Below are 15,973 nucleotides of genomic sequence, written 5' to 3'. Positions count from 1 at the left end.
AGAGACGTCATGGCTTCTTCGGCCGTCTACAAGACCTATGCTCGCACGGAACTCGCCTTCGAAACCGGCGAAGGTGTCTGGCTCGATGGGTCCGACGGGCGACGTTATCTCGATTTCGGGTCCGGCATTGCCGTTTCCTCGCTCGGCCATGCCCACCCGCACCTCGTCGCGGCCATGAAGGACATGGCCGACAAGGTCTGGCACACCTCCAACATTTTCCGGATTCCCGAGCAGGAACGGCTGGCCGACCGGCTGTGCGCGGCGAGCTTTGCCGAGCGCGTGTTCGTGACCAATTCCGGCACCGAGGCCGCCGACGCCGCGATCAAGACCGCGCGCCGCTACCATTATGCCAATGGCGCGCCGGAGCGCTTTCGCATCGTCACGGTGGAAGGCGCCTTCCACGGCCGAACCTTTGCGGCCATCGCCGCGGGCGGCAATCCGAAATATCTGGAAGGCTTCGGCCCGCCGCTGGAAGGCTTCGACCAAGTGCCGTTCGGTGACTTCGAAGCCCTGAAGGCCGCGGTCGGCCCGGCCACGGCGGCCGTCATGCTGGAGCCGATCCAGGGTGAAGGCGGCATCCGTCCTTTCCCGCACGACTATCTGCGCGCCGTGCGCAAGCTGTGCGACGAGACGGGCACGCTTTTGATCCTCGACGAGGTTCAGTGCGGCATGGGGCGGACCGGCAAGCTGTTCGCCTGCGAATGGTCGGAGGTCGAGCCGGACATCATGATGGTCGCCAAGGGTATCGGCGGCGGCTTCCCGCTCGGTGCCTGTCTGGCGACCGCTGAGGTCGGCGACGTCATGATCCCCGGCACCCACGGGTCGACCTATGGCGGCAATCCGCTCGCCTGCGCCATGGGCAATGCCGTTCTGGACGTCGTGCTGGAGCCTGGCTTTCTGGAGGCGGTCGCCGGGCGCGGCATCGTCCTGAAGCAGGCGCTTGCCGGCCTGGTGGATTCCCATCCCGATGTGTTCGAGACGAGCCGCGGCGAAGGCCTGATGCAGGGGCTCAAATGCCGGGTCGCGTCGGGCGACGTGGTGGCCGCGGCGCGCGCCGAAGGCCTCGTTACGATTGCGGCCGGCGACAACGTGGTGCGGCTGTTGCCGCCGCTCGTGGTCACGGACGCGGACATCAAAGAGGCGGTGGATCGCCTCGATCGTGCGGCCTCCTCCGTCGAGGCGCAGATCCAGTCAGGAGGGGCGGCATGACCGGAAACGGCGCTCCGAGGCATTTCCTCGATCTCGATCAGCTTCCGAGTGCGGTGCTTCGGGGGATCATCGACGACAGCCGCAGCATGAAGGCGAAGCGCAATGGCGCGCGCCGGGGCGATGGCCCGCTGGCCGGACGTGTGCTGGCCATGGTGTTCGAGCGTCCGTCGACCCGGACCCGCGTGTCGTTCGACGTGGCAATGCGCGAGCTCGGCGGCGAAACGATCATGCTCACCGGCGCGGAAATGCAGCTCGGCCGTGGCGAGACCATCGCCGATACCGCACGCGTGCTGTCGCGCTATGTGGATGCGGTGATGATCCGGATTCTCGATCACGACGCGCTGAGCGAGTTCGCCGAATATGCGAGCGTGCCCGTGATCAACGGCCTGACCAAGGTCTCGCATCCCTGCCAGATCATGGCCGACGTGCTGACCTTCGAGGAGCATCGCGGTCCGATCGCCGGGCGCAAGGTGGCCTGGACCGGCGACGGCAACAACGTGCTGGCGTCCTGGGTGCAGGCAGCGGAGCGGTTCGCGTTCGAGCTGCGTGTCGCCACTCCGCCCCAGCTCGCGCCTGCCGAAGACGTGGTGGAGAAGGCGCGCAAGGCCGGTGCTAAGATCCTCGTCACCGAGGACCCGTTCGAGGCGGTCGATGGGGTCGATTGCGTCGTCACCGACACCTGGATGTCGATGGGAGACCGCGAGCGCGAGCGGCGTCACAACCTGCTGAAGCCGTTCCAGGTCAACGACCGGCTGATGGCGGCGGCCGCGCCCGATGCGATCTTCATGCACTGCCTGCCCGCCCACCGTGGCGAGGAAGTGTCGGAAAGCGTGATCGACGGACCGCAGTCGGTGGTCTTTGACGAAGCCGAAAATCGCCTACATGCGCAGAAAGGGATCCTGGCATGGTGTATGGCGGAGACAGCGGCGGCGGAATGAGCGAATCTGGCGGGGAGGTCGTAAGGCTTCCGTCCGACGATCTGGTGTTGCCGTTTTCGGTGAATGCGCTCGACGTGCGCGGCCGGGTCGCCCATCTGGGCCCGGTCGTGGACAGCGTCCTGTCGCGGCACGGCTATCCGGAGCCGGTGGCGCGGCTCTTGGGCGAGGCGCTGGTGCTGACGGTTCTCCTTGGCAGCGCGCTGAAGTTCGAAGGCCGTTTCATCTCTCAGATCCAGAGCGACGGGCCGGTCAGCCTGCTGGTGGTGGATTTCCGCTCGCCGGACCGGGTGCGGGCCTATGCCCGTTTCGATGCTGATCAGGTCGCGCGCCTGTCGGCCGACGGGGCGCCCGCGTTCTCCGATCTGGTGGGCGAGGGACATCTGGCCCTCACCATCGATCCGGGCGGCCACATGCGGCGCTATCAGGGCATCGTGCCGCTCACCGGCGACAGCCTGGAAGAAGTGGCACACGCCTATTTCGCCCAGTCGGAGCAGATCCCGACGACGGTGCGGCTTGCCGTCGCCGAAGTGCTGGAGCGCCGGGATGGCGCCGGGCTGCGCCATTCCTGGCGTGCCGGCGGGCTGATGATGCAGTTTCTTCCCGAATCCGAAGACCGCATCCGGCATCGCGACCTGAGCCCCGGCGATGCGCCCGGAAGCGAGGCCGGAGAAGGGGATGGCGAGCCGGACGACGATGCCTGGGTGGAAGCGCTCGCCCGGGTCGGCACGGTCGAGGATCACGAGCTGATCGACCCCGACGTCGCGCCGCCGCGGCTGCTCTTGCGGCTGTTCCACCAGCGCGACGTCCGTGTGTTCGACGCGGTTCCGGTGGAGGAGACCTGTAGCTGCTCGCGCGAGAAGATCGTCGACATCCTCAACCAGTTCGATGCCGATGAACGGCGCGAGATGGTCGAGGAGGGAGAGATCCGCGTGACCTGCGAATTCTGCAGCACGGTCTACCGGTTCCCACCGTCGGACTTCGGGATCGATGATTGAGCAATTTCAGGAAAAGTGGGAACCGGTTTTCCGTCCGAAATTGCGAGACCAAAGAGCTTTTTTGGGGGCTTTGGCGCGTGGTTCCCCCATCTTGCCCGCGTATCCGCTTGCCCGCGTATCCGCGCGCGTGAGCGAAAAATCTCTCAGCGCTCCCATCGCTCCGTCGCGGCGTCGTCTTCCACTTTCGCCGCGACCCAGCCGCCCTCGGCCCCGTCGCGCGGATGCTCCTTCTTCCAGAACGGAGCCTGGGTCTTCAGGAAGTCCATCAGGAAGGACGCGGCCTCGAACGCGGCAGCGCGATGGGCGGAGGCGGCAGCGACCAGCACGATGGTCTCCCCCGGCAGGATTTTACCGGAGCGGTGCACGACCTTGAGGCCGAGAAGTGGCCAGCGGCTGACCGCCTCCTCGGCGATGCGGCCGATCTCGTCCTCGGCCATGCCGGGATAGTGCTCCAGTTCCAGGGCGGCCAGCCGGCCCGCTTCGTCGCGGCAAAGCCCGGTGAAGGTGACGACAGCGCCAATGTCGGTGCGCCCGTGGGTCAACGGCGCGGTTTCGGCCGCCACGTCGATCGGCTCCGGCCCGACCCGGATCTCAGGTGCCAAATCGCTGCCAGACATGAGGCCGCCTACGCTGGGCATGGATTCGGACATTGTGCGTCCTCCATTTTCCCTGCCGCGATTTCGTACGGAAAACCGGTTCCCACTTTTCCTGAAATCGCTTGGGATCAACTCCTTCGGACGGTGTCCGAAGGGACGAGTTGATCGTCTTTCAAATCAGAGCGGATGCGGGCGGAAAGCCGGTTTCCACTTTTTCTCATCCCGCTCTATCCGCCCGTCATCGGCGGAAACAGCGCCACCTCTTGGGCGCCGGCGAGCGGGGCGTCCGGCCGGGCATGGACCTTGTCGACGGCGACCCGGATCGCACGTGGTTCTTCCAGCGCAAAGGCGTGGCCGGGGCTGCGCTCCTTGAGCCAGTCCACCAGTTCCCCGGCGGTCGCCACGCTTTCGGGAAGGTCGATGTCCTCGGCCTCGAGCCCGACGCGCTCGCGCACCCAGGCGAAATAGACGATACGCATCACTCAGCCTCGGTCAGATAGGGCAATCCACCCCGAATGTAGTCAATGCCGGTGTAGACCGTAAGGGCCGCGGCAATCCAAAGCACCACCAGGCCGAGGATTTCGACCGCCGGCGCCGCGGTCTCGGCGAGCGGCGCGATCAAGAGCACGGAGATGGCGACAAGCTGCGCCGCAGTCTTCCACTTGGCGATCTGGCTGACATGGATGACCACCGTGCCGCCCAGGAATTCGCGCAGACCGGAGACGAAGATCTCGCGCATCAGGATGAACACGGCAGCGAGCACGTTGAGGCCGGTGATGGTGCCGTCGGCGGCGAGCGCGACCAGAAGGGCGGCGACGATCAGCTTGTCGGCGATCGGATCGAGCATCCGTCCCAGCGCGGAGGTCTGGTTCAAGGTGCGGGCGAGATAGCCGTCGAAAAAGTCGGAGACCGCCGCGACCACGAAGATGATCACCGCCGCCCAGCGCGCGCCGGATCCCGGCACCAACAACAGCGCAGCCACCACCGGCACCGCGATGATGCGGCCATAGGTGAGCAGATTGGGAACGGTAAGCGCGTCGCGGCGTGTCATGAGCGGACCGGAACAGGAAGCTGCGGGCTGGCCAAGCCTGAGAGACCACAGCTCGCCCGGACCGTCAACGTGACGGCGGGTCGCCCGTTCCGATCGGCTCGCGAAGGGGAGCGCGGTCCCGGGCGCAATACCGGGCCCGCTTTTTCCGGAAATCGCAATCAGCTCGCCTGGTCGTGGAAGTAGGAGTAGATCGACTTCGCCATCGCCTCCGAAATGCCTTCCACGGAGACCAGGTCGTCGATGCCGGCCTTGGAGACCGCTTTGGCGGTGCCGAAATGGCGCAACAGCGCACGCTTGCGGGCGGCCCCAATGCCGGGGATCTCGTCGAGCGGGTTGGCGGCGATCTCCTTGGCCCGCTTGGCACGGTGGGTGCCGATGGCGAACCGGTGCGCTTCGTCACGCAGGCGCTGGATGAAATAGAGCACCGGATCGCGCGGCGGCAGGCGGAACGGCGCCTTGCCCGGCCGATGGAACTCTTCGCGCCCCGCGTCGCGGTCGACGCCCTTGGCGACGCCCACCAGTGGCAGGTCTTCGATTCCGAGCTCGGTCAGCACCTCGCGGGCGGCGGCGAGCTGGGTCGCGCCACCGTCGATCAGCACGAGGTCCGGCCAAGGGCCGATCCCGTCCTCCGGCGCCTCGTTTTCGCCGCGCGGACCGGCCTCTTTCAACAGCCGCTGGAAGCGGCGTTGCAGCACTTCGCGCATCATGCCGAGATCGTCGCCGGGGGTGACGGTGTCCGACTTGATGTTGAACTTGCGATAGTGTGCCTTGGCAAGGCCCTCCGGCCCGGCGACGATCATGCCGCCGACCGCGTTGGTCCCCATGATATGGGAGTTGTCGTAGACCTCGATCCGGCGCGGCGGGGCCGGCAGCTCGAACACCTCCGCAACGCCCTTGAGCAGGGTGGCCTGGCTCGCGCTCTCGGCGAGCTTGCGGCCGAGTGCCTCGCGCGCGTTCTGAAGCGCGTGGTCGACCAGCTCGCGCTTGGTGCCGCGCTGGGGCCGATGCACCTCCACCTTGTGGCTGGCGCGTTCGGTGAGCGCGGTGGCGAGCAGCTCCTCTTCCGGCAGTTGCTCGGAGGTGAGGATCAGCTTCGGGCACGGCTTGTCGTCGTAGAACTGGGCGAGGAAGCTTTCCAGTACCTCCGCCGCCGACCAGTTCGCGTCGGCCTTCGGGAAATAGGCCCGGTTGCCCCAGTTCTGGCCGGTGCGGAAGAAAAACACCTGGATGCAGCTTTGCCCGCCCTCCTGGTGGACGGCGAAGACGTCGGCTTCCTCGATGCCTTGCGGATTGATGCCCTGGTGCGACTGGATGTGGGAAAGCGCGGCGAGCCGGTCTCGGTAGCGGGCGGCCTGCTCGAAATCGAGCCGTTCGGCGGCCTGTTCCATCTCGGTGGCGAGCTCGGCGCGTACCGCCTTGCTCTTGCCGGCGAGAAAGGCGCGCGCCTCGCCGACCAACTCCTTGTAGGCAGCGGGATCGATCTCGCCGGTGCAGGGGCCGGAGCAGCGCTTGATCTGGAACAGGAGGCAAGGCCGGGTCCGGGTGTCGTAGACGGCATCGGTGCAGGAGCGCAGCAGGAAGGCCTTTTGCAGCGCATTGATGGTGCGGTCGACCGCGCCGGCGGAGGCGAACGGTCCGAAATAGTCGCCCTTGCGGCTGCGCGCGCCGCGATGCTTGACGATCTGCGGCGCTTCGTGGTCGCCGGTGATCAGGATGTAAGGGAACGATTTGTCGTCGCGCAGCAGAACGTTGAAGCGCGGACGCAGCCGCTTGATCAGGTTCGCCTCGAGGAGCAGCGCCTCGGTCTCGGTGCGGGTGGTGACGAACTCCATCGCCCGCGTGTTGGCTATCATGGTCAGCGTGCGATAGTGCAGACCCACCGGACGGGCGTAGTTCGACACACGCTTCTTCAGGCTGCGCGCCTTGCCGACATAGAGAACGTCGCCCTTTTCATCGAGCATCCGGTAGACGCCCGGCGCGTTCGGCAGCCGCTTGACCACGTCCGCGATCAGGTCGGCGCCCACGCGCGCTTCGCCGTCCGCCGTCTCGTCGACGGGTGCGAGCGCGATCCGCTCGAACGCGTCGTCGGCCGGCACGCTGGGCGCCGCCTTGCTCTGATCTTGGGACGTCGATTCGGTCATTCCTCGATTCCTAGGACGTCAGGCGTCTCCCAGCCAAGATGCTGCCCGCCGTCGAGCACGATGGTTTGGCCGGTGACCGAGCTCGCCTCGACGAAGAAGCGCACCGCTTTGCCGAACTCGTCTAGGCGCGGGCCGTGCCTGAGGGGGACGGCCGCTGCCTGGCGCTCGAAGTCGGACATGGCCTGGCGCTCGCTGGGAAGCGTCGGACCGGGCGCGATCGCGTTTACCCGGATGCGGGGCGCCAACGCCTGGGCAAGGGTCCGGGTCGCTCCATCCAATGTGGCCTTCGAAGTGCCGTAGGAGAAGTGGGTGGGGACGGTTTTGCGCACCCGCTGGTCGGTGACGTTGACGATGAGCCCTTCAGTTTGCTCCGGAAGCCGGCGCGCGAAGGCCTGGGCGAGAAAGATCGGCGCGGCCGCGTTCACCGTCATGTGGGCGAGGAAGCTCTCCGGCGTCATGGTCGCGATGTCGTCGTCGCCGAAGATCGAGGCGTTGTTGACGAGCAGGCCGATCGGGCCAAACGCGCTTTCGACGGCGTCGCAGATCTCGTCCAGACGATCGAGCTCGGCGAGTTCGCCGGGAACCGCGATCGCCCGAGCGCCCTGGGCGACGAGCTCGGCGGCGAGCGCTTCTGCGTCGTGTACCGAGCGATGGGCGTGGATGGCGACGGCGTAGCCGTGGGCGGCGAGATCCTCCACGATCGCCCGGCCGATGCGGCGGGCGCCACCCGTGACGAGCGCGGTCTTCGGCGCGGGAAACGGCATCAATTCTTTTCCTGTCGTCCCTTGGATTGCGGGTCCGGTTGCCCCGCGCTTGTCACATACGTCGGATTCTTATAGGCGGATCGAACCCTTCGCGCCCCCGCAAGCCATCGAAGCAAGGCCCTATGACCGCTCCCGTCAACATCGTCTGTATGAAGTGGGGCACCGTCTACGGGCCGCACTATGTCAATCGTCTCTATGGCATGGTGGCGCGGCAGCTCGACCTGCCGTTCCGTTTCATGTGCTTTACCGACGACCCGGAAGGGATCGACCCGAAGGTCGAGACGGCGCCGCTGCCGCCGATCACGCTGGATGCCTACCAGGACTATCCCTGGAAGAAGCTTGCGCTTTTCAACCGGACGCTCGCGGACCTTGAGGGCACCGCGCTGTTCCTCGATCTCGACCTGATCGTGGTGGATCGGCTGGAGCCCTTCTTCGAATTCGAGCCCGGCAAGCTTGCGATCATCCACAACTGGACCCATCCGGACCGGCGGATCGGGAATTCGTCGGTCTTCCGCTTCGAGATCGGCGCCGATCCGTTCGTGCTCGACACCTTCCACGAGCACACCGTCCAACACTGGGTGGACCTTTACCGCAACGAGCAGGCCTTCCTTTCCAACGTGAAGACCGACATCGTGTTCTGGCCGGACGAGTGGTGCGTGTCGTTCAAGCGCCACTGCCTGCCCAAGGGAATCAAGCGCTGGTTCGTGCCGGCGAAGATCCCGGACGGGGCGAAGATCGTGGTGTTCCACGGCCATCCGAAGCCGGACGAGGCGTTCGAGGGCCGCTGGCCGGGCGGCATCCACAAGCAGCTTCGACCGGCCCGCTGGATCGGCGATTACTGGCGGGAATAAAGCGGGATGAGGAAAAGTGGGCATCGGTTTTCCGCCCGCATTCCGCGCAAGGTAGAAGCGGGATGAGGGCGGACGAGAACTGGGTGTTCGGCCGCGGTTCAAATTCTCTAGTCTAGGAGTGCTGGTCCCTTGGACGGAGTCGACGTCTCCTATCTCGTCACCGTCTACAACAAGGCCGAGGCCCTGCCGGCCGTCTGGGCGAGTCTTAAGGCACAGACCGGATCGCACAGCCGGGAGTTCGTGTTCGTCGACGACGCCTCGACCGACGACTCCGTCGAGGTGTTGGAGGGGTTCGCGCGGGAGGATGATCGTGTCCGGCTGATCCTGCACGCGGACAACAAAGGCCCGGCGATCCGGCTCAACGAAGCGGCGGATGCTGCGCGGGGGCGCGTCCTGCATCCGATAGACGGCGACGACCTGCTGCCGGAAAACGCCACCGACTGGATGCTTGCGAAGCTCGCTGAAACCGGCGCGCCGCTGATCTATGGTCGGCGGAAGAAGGCGACGCTGGCGCCGATTTCCGACGATGCGGCCGTTATCGTGAGCGAGGCGCCGCTGGTGATGGCGGCCCGGCGGCCGATCGTGCATATCGCGCTTTTGGTGGCTCGGGATCTCTTTCTTGCCTCCGGCGGCTGCGACGAGGCGGTGTTCATTCAGGATCAGTCGCTGTCGCTGCGTCTGGCGGCGAAGGCGGATCGGATGGCGCTCACCGACGCAACCGTCGTCTGTGCGCCGGAGCAGGCGGCCTCGACGCTCTCGGCCGACAAGCGGCAGCAGCACCACGACCGGTTCGTGTCCGCCTACAGGCTGTTGGCGGGCCTGCCCAAGGATCACCCCGCCCGGCCGGCGCTGACCAGGCTGTGCGTGTCGGCGGCTTGGAAGCTGCGGCGCGATCAGGGCGGTCTCGCCTGGGCATCGCCGGCGTTCGCGCGCTATCTGTCGGGCGAGCTCGGCCTTCGGGTGGGGTCGGCCGTGCTGGAGAGAATTGCCGCGGAGATGGCGGCGCTTCCCGGCATCCGCCGTCCTTGAGCGTTATTGCGTTTCCGTCTGAACGGGAAAGGTTCTTGGCACGCGCACGCGGCAGCGCCAGAGAAGCGTCAGTCCGCGCAAGCCGACGAACGTGACCAGCGCCAGCCACAGGCCGTGATTGCCCAAGAGCGGGTGCGCCACCGCCCAGACCGCGAAATAGGCGGCGAGCGAAACCAGCATCATGTTGCGCATGTCGTCGGTCCAGGTCGCGCCGATGAAGACGCCGTCCATCTCGAACGCCAGCACGCCGGCGAGCGGCATCAGGATTGCCCAGACCATGTAGTGGCGTGCGGTTTCGCGCACCTCCGGCGCAGTGGTGATCAGGTCGATCAGCGCGCCGCCGCCGAGGATGGTGGCAAGCGACAGGATGGCCGCCATCGCGAACCCCCAGCCGACGCAGAGCCGGACCGCCCGCTCGAAGGCGGGGCGATAGCGCGCGCCCAATGCCCGGCCGGTGAGCTGCTCGGCGGCGGTCGCAAAACCGTCCAGGAAGAAAGAGCAGATCATGAAGAAGTTCATCAAGACGGCGTTCGCTGCCAGCGTGACGTCGCCTGTGCGTGCACCCTGGGCGGTGAAGAAGGAGAACGCCACCATCAGCGTGATGGAGCGGATCATGATGTCGCGATTGACGCTGCCCATGCGCAGGAATTGCGTTTTGTCGGAGATCCGGCTCCACGAAGGCCAGGCATTTGTCCGCGAGACCCGCAGCACGAGAAGGATGGCGACGATCAGCGCCGTCGCCTCGGCCGCGACGGAGGCCCACGCGACGCCGGCCACGCCGAAGTCCCAGACCAGCACCAGGAGGATGTTCAGTGCGACGTTGACGGCGCAGAGCACGAACTGGATCGCAAGCCCGGTGGCCGCGCGACCAAGACCGAGCAGCCAGCCGAGCAGCGCGTAGTTCATGAACTGGAGCGGGGAGGCCAGCACGCGCACGCCGAAATAGGTGCGGGTGGCGGCGTCGACCTCCCGGCTCGCGCCCATCAGCGCCAGGAAGGCCGACAGGATCGGCCCCTGCAGCACGATGACCAGCAGTCCGGCGCCTGCCGCCACGATCAGCGCACGCACCAGAACGGCCTGCACCTCTGCAAGGTCGTCGGCGCCGAGCGCCTGGGCGGTCAGGCCCGTGGTGCCCATCCGCAGAAAGTTGAACGTCGTCCCGAGAAAATCGAACAGCACCGCGCCAACGGCGATCGCGCCCAGCACGGCGGCATCGCCGAGCTGGCCGATCACCGCGGTGTCCGAGATGCCGACCAGGGGCGTGGTGACGTAGGCGAGCGTCATCGGCACGGCGATCGCCAGCACCATCCGGTGGCTCACCGCGAACGGGCGGATGCGAGCGGCGGCGACGCTGTCCATGTCGGATGGTCCTCAGGCGGGCGATCGAGCGGCTGTCGGCTTGACGCAAATCCGGATGGAAAAGCCGGTCCCCACCTTTCCTGGATTTGCTCTAAAGCATGAACCCGATTGCCTCGGCGGCCGCAACCCGAGATCCCGTCGTAGGCGTAAAAATGCGGGGTTTCGGCGCCGGCGATTTGGCGGTGCAATATCGCCATTGCCGTCGGCAATTTCTGCCCCAAAATGGGGAGCGTCATGACCCTGCCGATCGTTCACAACCCAAGCTACAATCCCGAGTTTCCGGCCGACCATCGGTTTCCGATGGGCAAGTTCAAGCGGATCGCGGAAATTCTGACCGAGGAAGGGCTCGCCGGCCCGGGCACCTTCCATATCCCCGGCGAGGCGCCGGCGTCCTGGATCGCGCTCGCCCACGACCGCGCGTATGTGGACCAGGTGTTCGCCTCAGAGGTGCCCACCGCGATTGCCCGCGAGATCGGCTTTGCGATGACGCCGCCGGTGGCCTTGCGCGCGCGCTGCGCCAGCGCCGGCACGCTTCTGACCGCGCGGCTTGCATTGGAGCATGGCCTTGCCTGCAACACCGCCGGCGGCAGCCACCATGCGCGGCGGGCGCAAGGGGCGGGTTTCTGCGTCTTCAACGATGTCGCCGTGGCGATCCGTGTGCTGATGGCGGATGGGGCGATCGAGCGGGCGATGGTGATCGATTGCGACGTGCACCAGGGCGACGGCACCGCCTCGATCTTCGCCGACGATCCGGCGGTGTTCACGCTGTCGCTGCATGCGGAGAACAACTATCCCGTCCGCAAGGTGCCGTCCTCGCTGGACGTGCCGCTTGTCGACGATTGCGAGGACGACAGCTATCTGGAGGCGGTGCGCGCGGTGGTCGCTCCGGCGCTGGCGGCGTTTCGCCCCGACATCGTGTTTTACAATGCCGGCGTCGACCCGCATCGCGACGATCGGCTCGGCCGGCTGGCGCTGTCGGACCAGGGGCTGATCGACCGCGACCGGTTCGTGATCGACGCGGTGCGCGAGGCCGGCATTCCGCTCGCCGGCGTGCTCGGCGGCGGTTACGAGCGCGATATCGATCGGCTTGCCCGCCGCCACGCGACGCTGCATCGGGTGGCGGCGGAGTTTGTGTGAGGGGAGATCCTGCAGCGAAGCGTCCAAAATTTTGTGGACGCTCTGTGCGAAAAGGTTGGCGCAAGGCAATTTCTGCAATTGCTCGGCCGTCGTGGTCGCTCCCGAAAAGCGAATCCATCTCAAAGAGATAGGGAGAACCTTGAACGATTCATCAAAGCCAATGTCGCAGAATGCCTGAATTATAACCGTTGACTAATGACTCTGTGTGATTCAATGTCCAGCGAATCATGGCCGCTATGCGATCAACGCACCCTTGTCAACCCTCTTCGCAGGGGCCAATTCCGATATCGACATCTCACAGACATAGGATCGAAGCAATGACGGTGCTTTCGCTTACCGATCTCCTGCGATCTATGATCGGTGGGGAGAAAAAAAAGAAATCCGCATTTCGCAGTGAAAAAGAAGCTTACGATTTCTGCCGGCAAGTGTACAAAGAGTCGGGCGGCATAGCTCCGGAGCTTCGCCGCGCGTACGAAGCATACATGCGGCATACCGAGAACTGCGATCAGTTCGTTGGACCTGAACACAGTAAAAATAGCACCCCTGGCCTCGAAAGATAGTGTTCGCAGATTCCATTGCGGAGTCAGCGAAATTGACAATTGGGCCAAAGAAAAAGCATATAAATGGCACGATCAAGGGAGAGTGCGCGTTTTCTGCGCTCATGAAGCCCAAAGCTCTTCACCCTCCGGTTTTTATGTATTGACTTTTTCCTCTGAAAATTCAGAGAAAATAGACTATAACCGATGGGGAGCAACCAAGACTCAGGCGGTTCCGCTACTCTATATTCATTACCTTGCAATTCAGAGAAGTTGCCAACGTTCAGGGCTTGGCGGGCACATGTTGGTTGACGCGCTGCATCGCGCATACATCGTTTCGAACCATGTAGCATTTTATGGTGTAGCGCTGCGCTCGTTAAATGAAGACACGACGAAACTTTATTCGCGCTACGGATTTAAGATTGCCCCTAAGGAGAAAAACCATCCCCTTATGGTATTACCAATATGGTCTATTAAGGATTTGTTCCAAATCCGGAACTAAATATATAAAAAGACTAGCTTCTCGATAGTTTTCCCAAGAATTGACCAGCCAACATGCCTTTCCTCACGGGCTGGTCAATCCCTGCTTTTACGCTGCGATCGCCCCGTGCGGGTCGATGACGAACTTCTTGGCCGCGCCGCCGTCGAAGTCCGCATAGCCCTGGGGCGCCTGGTCCAGACCGATCATCTGCACGTTCACCGCCTTGGCGATCTCGACCCGGTCGAACAGGATCGCCTGCATGAGCTGCCGGTTGTAGCGCAGCACCGGGCATTGGCCGGTGTGGAAGGAGTGCGACTTCGCCCAGCCGAGGCCGAAGCGGATGCTGAGCGAACCGGTCTGGGCCGCCTTGTCTTCCGCACCGGGGTCTTCGGTGACGTAGAGACCGGGAATGCCGATCTGGCCGCCGGCCCTGGTTAGTGCCATCGCGGAATTGAGCACGATGGCGGGCTGCTCGTGGGAATGGTCGTGGCCGCAGCCATGGGCCTCGAAGCCGACGCAGTCGACGAAGGCGTCGACCTCGGGCTCACCGACGATCTGGCGGACCATCTCGCCGAGATCGCCGTCCTGGCGCAGGTCGATGGTCTCGCAGCCGAAGCTTTCCGCCTGATCCAGGCGCTCCGCGATCATGTCGCCGACGATGACGCAGGCCGCGCCCAGGAGCTTCGCCGAGGCGGCTGCGGCCAAGCCCACCGGGCCGGCACCCGCAATATAGACGATGGAACCGGGGCCGACGCCGGCGGTTACGCAGCCGTGGAAGCCGGTCGGGAAGATGTCGGAGAGCAGCGTGAGATCACGGATCTTGGCCAGCGCCTGGTCGCGGTCCGGAAAGCGCAACAGATTGAAGTCGGCGTAGGGCACCATGACGTATTCCGCCTGGCCGCCGACCCAGCCGCCCATGTCGACATAGCCGTAGGCCGCGCCCGGACGCGACGGGTTCACGTTCAGGCAGATGCCGGTTTTGCCTTCCTTGCAGTTGCGGCAGCGTCCGCAGGCGATGTTGAACGGCACGGAGACGATGTCGCCTTTGTGGATGAACTCCACGTCGCGGCCGCACTCGATCACCTCGCCGGTGATCTCGTGGCCGAGCACAAGGCCCTGCGGCGCCGTCGTGCGCCCGCGCACCATGTGCTGGTCCGAGCCGCAGATGTTGGTCGTCAGCACCTTCAGAATCACGCCGTGATCGCAGCGCCGGCTGCCCAGGGCGAGCTCCGGAAACGCGATCGTCTCGACGGTGACCTTACCCGGCCCCTGATAGACGACGCCTCGATTGCCACTCATGGTTTCCTCCAGATGAGTTGTTATGGAAGCGAGTGTCTGCCGATCGGGCGTTCCTGTCTGAACTGGAAGCGACAGGAAGCGCATCCGCAGCGACGTGGATGGGCCGGCTCACAGGACCACATCCGCTCCGTCTTTGCGCACGTCGCGCGACATGCTACATTTTAGCCTGACCGGCTTTTTGGCTTGTGGGCATGCGATGATCCTCAGCTTCCGCCACAAGGGACTGAAGCGCTTCTATGAGAAGGGGGATCGCAGTCGATCGCCGGCGGAGTTGGTGGAGCGGATTCGGGATATCCTGACGGCACTCGATACTGCAGACAGCCTGGAGACGATCGATCGTCCATCCTTTCGGCTGCATCCGCTGAAGGGCACGCGTAGCGGAGAATGGGCGGTTACGGTTCGAGCCAACTGGCGGATCGTCTTCCGGTTCGAGGTTCCAAATGTCGTCGACGTCAATCTCGAAGACTATCACTGAAGGGTCGGATCAATGGCGATGCACTCTCCGTCTCATCCCGGTCGCCTGATCGCGGCTGATTTGGACGCGCTTGGGCTAAGCGTCGCAGACGGCGCCCGCGCGCTCGGCGTAACCCGATCCCAGCTTTACCGTGTTATCAAAGGCGAAAGCGCTGTCTCTCCTGAAATGGCGCTCCGGCTCGAAGCCGTGCTCGGTTCCACGGCCGATCACTGGTTGCGCATGCAGGCGGCCTTCGATCTCGCCGCACTCCGCAACGACCCCGAAAATCCTGCCAAAAGTCTCAAGCGGCTCCACGCTGCTTGAGACTCCAAAGGCCGGCTCACAGGGCCGGCAGGATCCGCGCCATGATCTGAGCGGAGGAGGCGGAAACGGCGTCGACGAAGGCGTTGAAGTCGAGACGGGACGAGTGGCCGGCGAGGTCCGACAGCGCCCGGACGACGACCCAGTCGACACCGTGCATCTCCGCGGTTTGGGCAAGTGCCGCCCCTTCCATCTCCACGGCCTGACCGCCATAGGTGCTGAAGAGCCGCTCCCGGGTCGCCTCGCAATTGACGTACTGGTCGCCGGTGAGGACGGTGCCGAACACGACCTTTGGCGTCCGCGCCGCGCCGCCGGCGGCACTCGCCTCCATCGCCGGCAGCGCGACCCCTTCAAGGGCTGCTTCCAGGCGGGAGCGGGTGTCCGGCTTGAGATCGTAGCCGAAGGTCTCTGTGGCGTTGAAGAAGGGCAAATGTCCAGCCTGGTAAGGCTTCATTTCGCCTCGGTCGAACCAGCCGAAATCATGCTGGACCAGCCGCTCCGCGACCACCACGTCGCCGATGGCAAGCGCCGGGTCGAGCCCGCCCGCGACGCCGGAAAACACGATCGTCTCCGCGCCGAAGCGATCGATCAGCAAGGTGGCGACCATCGCGGCGTTGACCTTGCCGATGCCGGTTCCGACCAGCACGACGTCGCGCCCGAAAAGGGTGCCGTGATCGAAGCGCAGATGGGCGATTTCGACGCTTTCGCGGTGGTCGAGCTCGGCGCGGAGCACGGCCAGCTCCTGCGGGATGGCGCATTGGATGGCGATGGTCATGGGGCATGGTTCCGCTTGCAGTCGGTGGCGCGCCATG

17 protein-coding genes are annotated in these 15,973 nt (G+C 65.0%); 9 read left to right on the top strand and 8 right to left on the bottom strand.

Features of this window, described 5'->3' with window-relative positions; all coding sequences use genetic code 11:
* The first annotated feature begins 9 nt into the window (after positions 1-9).
* From HNS03_RS01060 to HNS03_RS01050, 3 genes are read left to right on the top strand one after another with little or no spacing between them, the layout of a single operon-like run.
* A complete protein-coding gene (locus HNS03_RS01060) occupies positions 10-1,209 on the top strand; it encodes an aspartate aminotransferase family protein (protein WP_367192426.1) in 1,200 nt (399 codons plus the stop codon).
* On the top strand, positions 1,206-2,147 hold the full coding sequence (gene argF / locus HNS03_RS01055; RefSeq protein ID WP_367192425.1) for an ornithine carbamoyltransferase: 942 nt from the start codon (positions 1,206-1,208) through the stop codon (positions 2,145-2,147). Before HNS03_RS01060 ends, argF begins: the two co-directional genes overlap by 4 nt.
* The gene (locus HNS03_RS01050) at positions 2,144-3,142 is read left to right on the top strand and encodes an Hsp33 family molecular chaperone (protein WP_367192423.1); all 999 of its coding nucleotides are present in this window, start codon (positions 2,144-2,146) and stop codon (positions 3,140-3,142) included. Before argF ends, HNS03_RS01050 begins: the two co-directional genes overlap by 4 nt.
* A gap of 143 nt (positions 3,143-3,285) precedes the next feature.
* Here HNS03_RS01050 and HNS03_RS01045 read toward each other — a convergent pair whose 3' ends face one another.
* From HNS03_RS01045 to HNS03_RS01025, 5 genes are all read right to left on the bottom strand, one after another.
* On the bottom strand, positions 3,286-3,759 hold the full coding sequence (locus HNS03_RS01045; protein WP_367192804.1) for a molybdenum cofactor biosynthesis protein MoaE: 474 nt from the start codon (positions 3,757-3,759) through the stop codon (positions 3,286-3,288).
* A 206-nt stretch (positions 3,760-3,965) separates the two neighbouring features.
* Entirely contained in the window at positions 3,966-4,217 is a 252-nt protein-coding gene (gene moaD, locus HNS03_RS01040) for a molybdopterin converting factor subunit 1 (RefSeq protein ID WP_367192422.1), read from the bottom strand.
* A complete protein-coding gene (gene pgsA, locus HNS03_RS01035; protein ID WP_367192420.1) occupies positions 4,217-4,789 on the bottom strand; it encodes a CDP-diacylglycerol--glycerol-3-phosphate 3-phosphatidyltransferase in 573 nt (190 codons plus the stop codon). The genes moaD and pgsA overlap by 1 nt, the downstream gene beginning before the upstream one ends.
* Positions 4,790-4,947: 158 nt before the next feature.
* Complete coding sequence (uvrC, locus tag HNS03_RS01030; RefSeq protein ID WP_367192419.1) at positions 4,948-6,930, bottom strand: excinuclease ABC subunit UvrC; 1,983 nt, start codon at positions 6,928-6,930, stop codon at positions 4,948-4,950.
* Positions 6,927-7,694, bottom strand: coding sequence for an SDR family oxidoreductase (locus HNS03_RS01025; RefSeq protein ID WP_367192418.1), 768 nt, complete (start codon positions 7,692-7,694; stop codon positions 6,927-6,929). Before HNS03_RS01025 ends, uvrC begins: the two co-directional genes overlap by 4 nt.
* A gap of 122 nt (positions 7,695-7,816) precedes the next feature.
* Here HNS03_RS01025 and HNS03_RS01020 point away from each other — a divergent pair, with 122 nt between their 5' ends.
* The gene (locus HNS03_RS01020; protein ID WP_367192417.1) at positions 7,817-8,545 is read left to right on the top strand and encodes a hypothetical protein; all 729 of its coding nucleotides are present in this window, start codon (positions 7,817-7,819) and stop codon (positions 8,543-8,545) included.
* 129 nt (positions 8,546-8,674) lie between these two features.
* Positions 8,675-9,574: a glycosyltransferase family 2 protein gene (locus tag HNS03_RS01015; protein WP_367192416.1), complete on the top strand. Its 900-nt coding sequence runs from the start codon at positions 8,675-8,677 to the stop codon at positions 9,572-9,574.
* Between the two features lie 3 nt (positions 9,575-9,577).
* Here HNS03_RS01015 and HNS03_RS01010 read toward each other — a convergent pair whose 3' ends face one another.
* Entirely contained in the window at positions 9,578-10,933 is a 1,356-nt protein-coding gene (locus HNS03_RS01010; RefSeq protein ID WP_367192415.1) for an MATE family efflux transporter, read from the bottom strand.
* A 234-nt stretch (positions 10,934-11,167) separates the two neighbouring features.
* Here HNS03_RS01010 and HNS03_RS01005 point away from each other — a divergent pair, with 234 nt between their 5' ends.
* Together HNS03_RS01005 and HNS03_RS01000 are read left to right on the top strand one after the other, a co-directional pair.
* Positions 11,168-12,070, top strand: coding sequence for a histone deacetylase (locus HNS03_RS01005; protein ID WP_367192414.1), 903 nt, complete (start codon positions 11,168-11,170; stop codon positions 12,068-12,070).
* 513 nt (positions 12,071-12,583) lie between these two features.
* Positions 12,584-13,108 (top strand): N-acetyltransferase, encoded by a 525-nt coding sequence (locus HNS03_RS01000; RefSeq protein ID WP_367192412.1) that lies wholly within the window; start codon positions 12,584-12,586, stop codon positions 13,106-13,108.
* An 87-nt stretch (positions 13,109-13,195) separates the two neighbouring features.
* On the opposite strand, the gene fdhA is transcribed toward HNS03_RS01000, so the two are convergent.
* Positions 13,196-14,386, bottom strand: coding sequence for a formaldehyde dehydrogenase, glutathione-independent (fdhA, locus tag HNS03_RS00995; RefSeq protein ID WP_367192411.1), 1,191 nt, complete (start codon positions 14,384-14,386; stop codon positions 13,196-13,198).
* 196 nt (positions 14,387-14,582) lie between these two features.
* Between fdhA and HNS03_RS00990 the strand changes: the two genes are divergently transcribed.
* Together HNS03_RS00990 and HNS03_RS00985 are read left to right on the top strand one after the other, a co-directional pair.
* Entirely contained in the window at positions 14,583-14,861 is a 279-nt protein-coding gene (locus HNS03_RS00990; RefSeq protein ID WP_367192409.1) for a type II toxin-antitoxin system RelE/ParE family toxin, read from the top strand.
* A 12-nt stretch (positions 14,862-14,873) separates the two neighbouring features.
* Complete coding sequence (locus tag HNS03_RS00985; RefSeq protein ID WP_367192407.1) at positions 14,874-15,164, top strand: HigA family addiction module antitoxin; 291 nt, start codon at positions 14,874-14,876, stop codon at positions 15,162-15,164.
* Between the two features lie 16 nt (positions 15,165-15,180).
* On the opposite strand, the gene HNS03_RS00980 is transcribed toward HNS03_RS00985, so the two are convergent.
* A complete protein-coding gene (locus HNS03_RS00980) occupies positions 15,181-15,936 on the bottom strand; it encodes a 5'-methylthioadenosine/adenosylhomocysteine nucleosidase (RefSeq protein WP_367192405.1) in 756 nt (251 codons plus the stop codon).
* Between the last annotated feature and the right edge of the window lie 37 nt (positions 15,937-15,973).

This window comes from Amorphus sp. 3PC139-8 (genome assembly GCF_040750475.1).
Lineage (GTDB): Bacteria > Pseudomonadota > Alphaproteobacteria > Rhizobiales > Amorphaceae > Amorphus.
This window is presented reverse-complemented; position numbering and strand designations above follow the sequence as displayed.

What these genes read in the sequence shown, in the direction of transcription:
- pgsA (WP_367192420.1), bottom strand. Translation starts at nt 4,789, where the DNA reads ATGACACGCCGCGACGCGCTTACCGTTCCCAATCTGCTCACCTATGGC.
- HNS03_RS00990 (WP_367192409.1), top strand. Translation starts at nt 14,583, where the DNA reads ATGATCCTCAGCTTCCGCCACAAGGGACTGAAGCGCTTCTATGAGAAG.
- HNS03_RS01020 (WP_367192417.1), top strand. Translation starts at nt 7,817, where the DNA reads ATGACCGCTCCCGTCAACATCGTCTGTATGAAGTGGGGCACCGTCTAC.
- HNS03_RS00985 (WP_367192407.1), top strand. Translation starts at nt 14,874, where the DNA reads ATGGCGATGCACTCTCCGTCTCATCCCGGTCGCCTGATCGCGGCTGAT.
- HNS03_RS00980 (WP_367192405.1), bottom strand. Translation starts at nt 15,936, where the DNA reads ATGACCATCGCCATCCAATGCGCCATCCCGCAGGAGCTGGCCGTGCTC.
- HNS03_RS01010 (WP_367192415.1), bottom strand. Translation starts at nt 10,933, where the DNA reads ATGGACAGCGTCGCCGCCGCTCGCATCCGCCCGTTCGCGGTGAGCCAC.
- HNS03_RS01005 (WP_367192414.1), top strand. Translation starts at nt 11,168, where the DNA reads ATGACCCTGCCGATCGTTCACAACCCAAGCTACAATCCCGAGTTTCCG.
- uvrC (WP_367192419.1), bottom strand. Translation starts at nt 6,930, where the DNA reads ATGACCGAATCGACGTCCCAAGATCAGAGCAAGGCGGCGCCCAGCGTG.
- HNS03_RS01045 (WP_367192804.1), bottom strand. Translation starts at nt 3,759, where the DNA reads ATGTCTGGCAGCGATTTGGCACCTGAGATCCGGGTCGGGCCGGAGCCG.
- argF (WP_367192425.1), top strand. Translation starts at nt 1,206, where the DNA reads ATGACCGGAAACGGCGCTCCGAGGCATTTCCTCGATCTCGATCAGCTT.
- HNS03_RS01060 (WP_367192426.1), top strand. Translation starts at nt 10, where the DNA reads ATGGCTTCTTCGGCCGTCTACAAGACCTATGCTCGCACGGAACTCGCC.
- moaD (WP_367192422.1), bottom strand. Translation starts at nt 4,217, where the DNA reads ATGCGTATCGTCTATTTCGCCTGGGTGCGCGAGCGCGTCGGGCTCGAG.
- HNS03_RS01025 (WP_367192418.1), bottom strand. Translation starts at nt 7,694, where the DNA reads ATGCCGTTTCCCGCGCCGAAGACCGCGCTCGTCACGGGTGGCGCCCGC.
- HNS03_RS01050 (WP_367192423.1), top strand. Translation starts at nt 2,144, where the DNA reads ATGAGCGAATCTGGCGGGGAGGTCGTAAGGCTTCCGTCCGACGATCTG.
- fdhA (WP_367192411.1), bottom strand. Translation starts at nt 14,386, where the DNA reads ATGAGTGGCAATCGAGGCGTCGTCTATCAGGGGCCGGGTAAGGTCACC.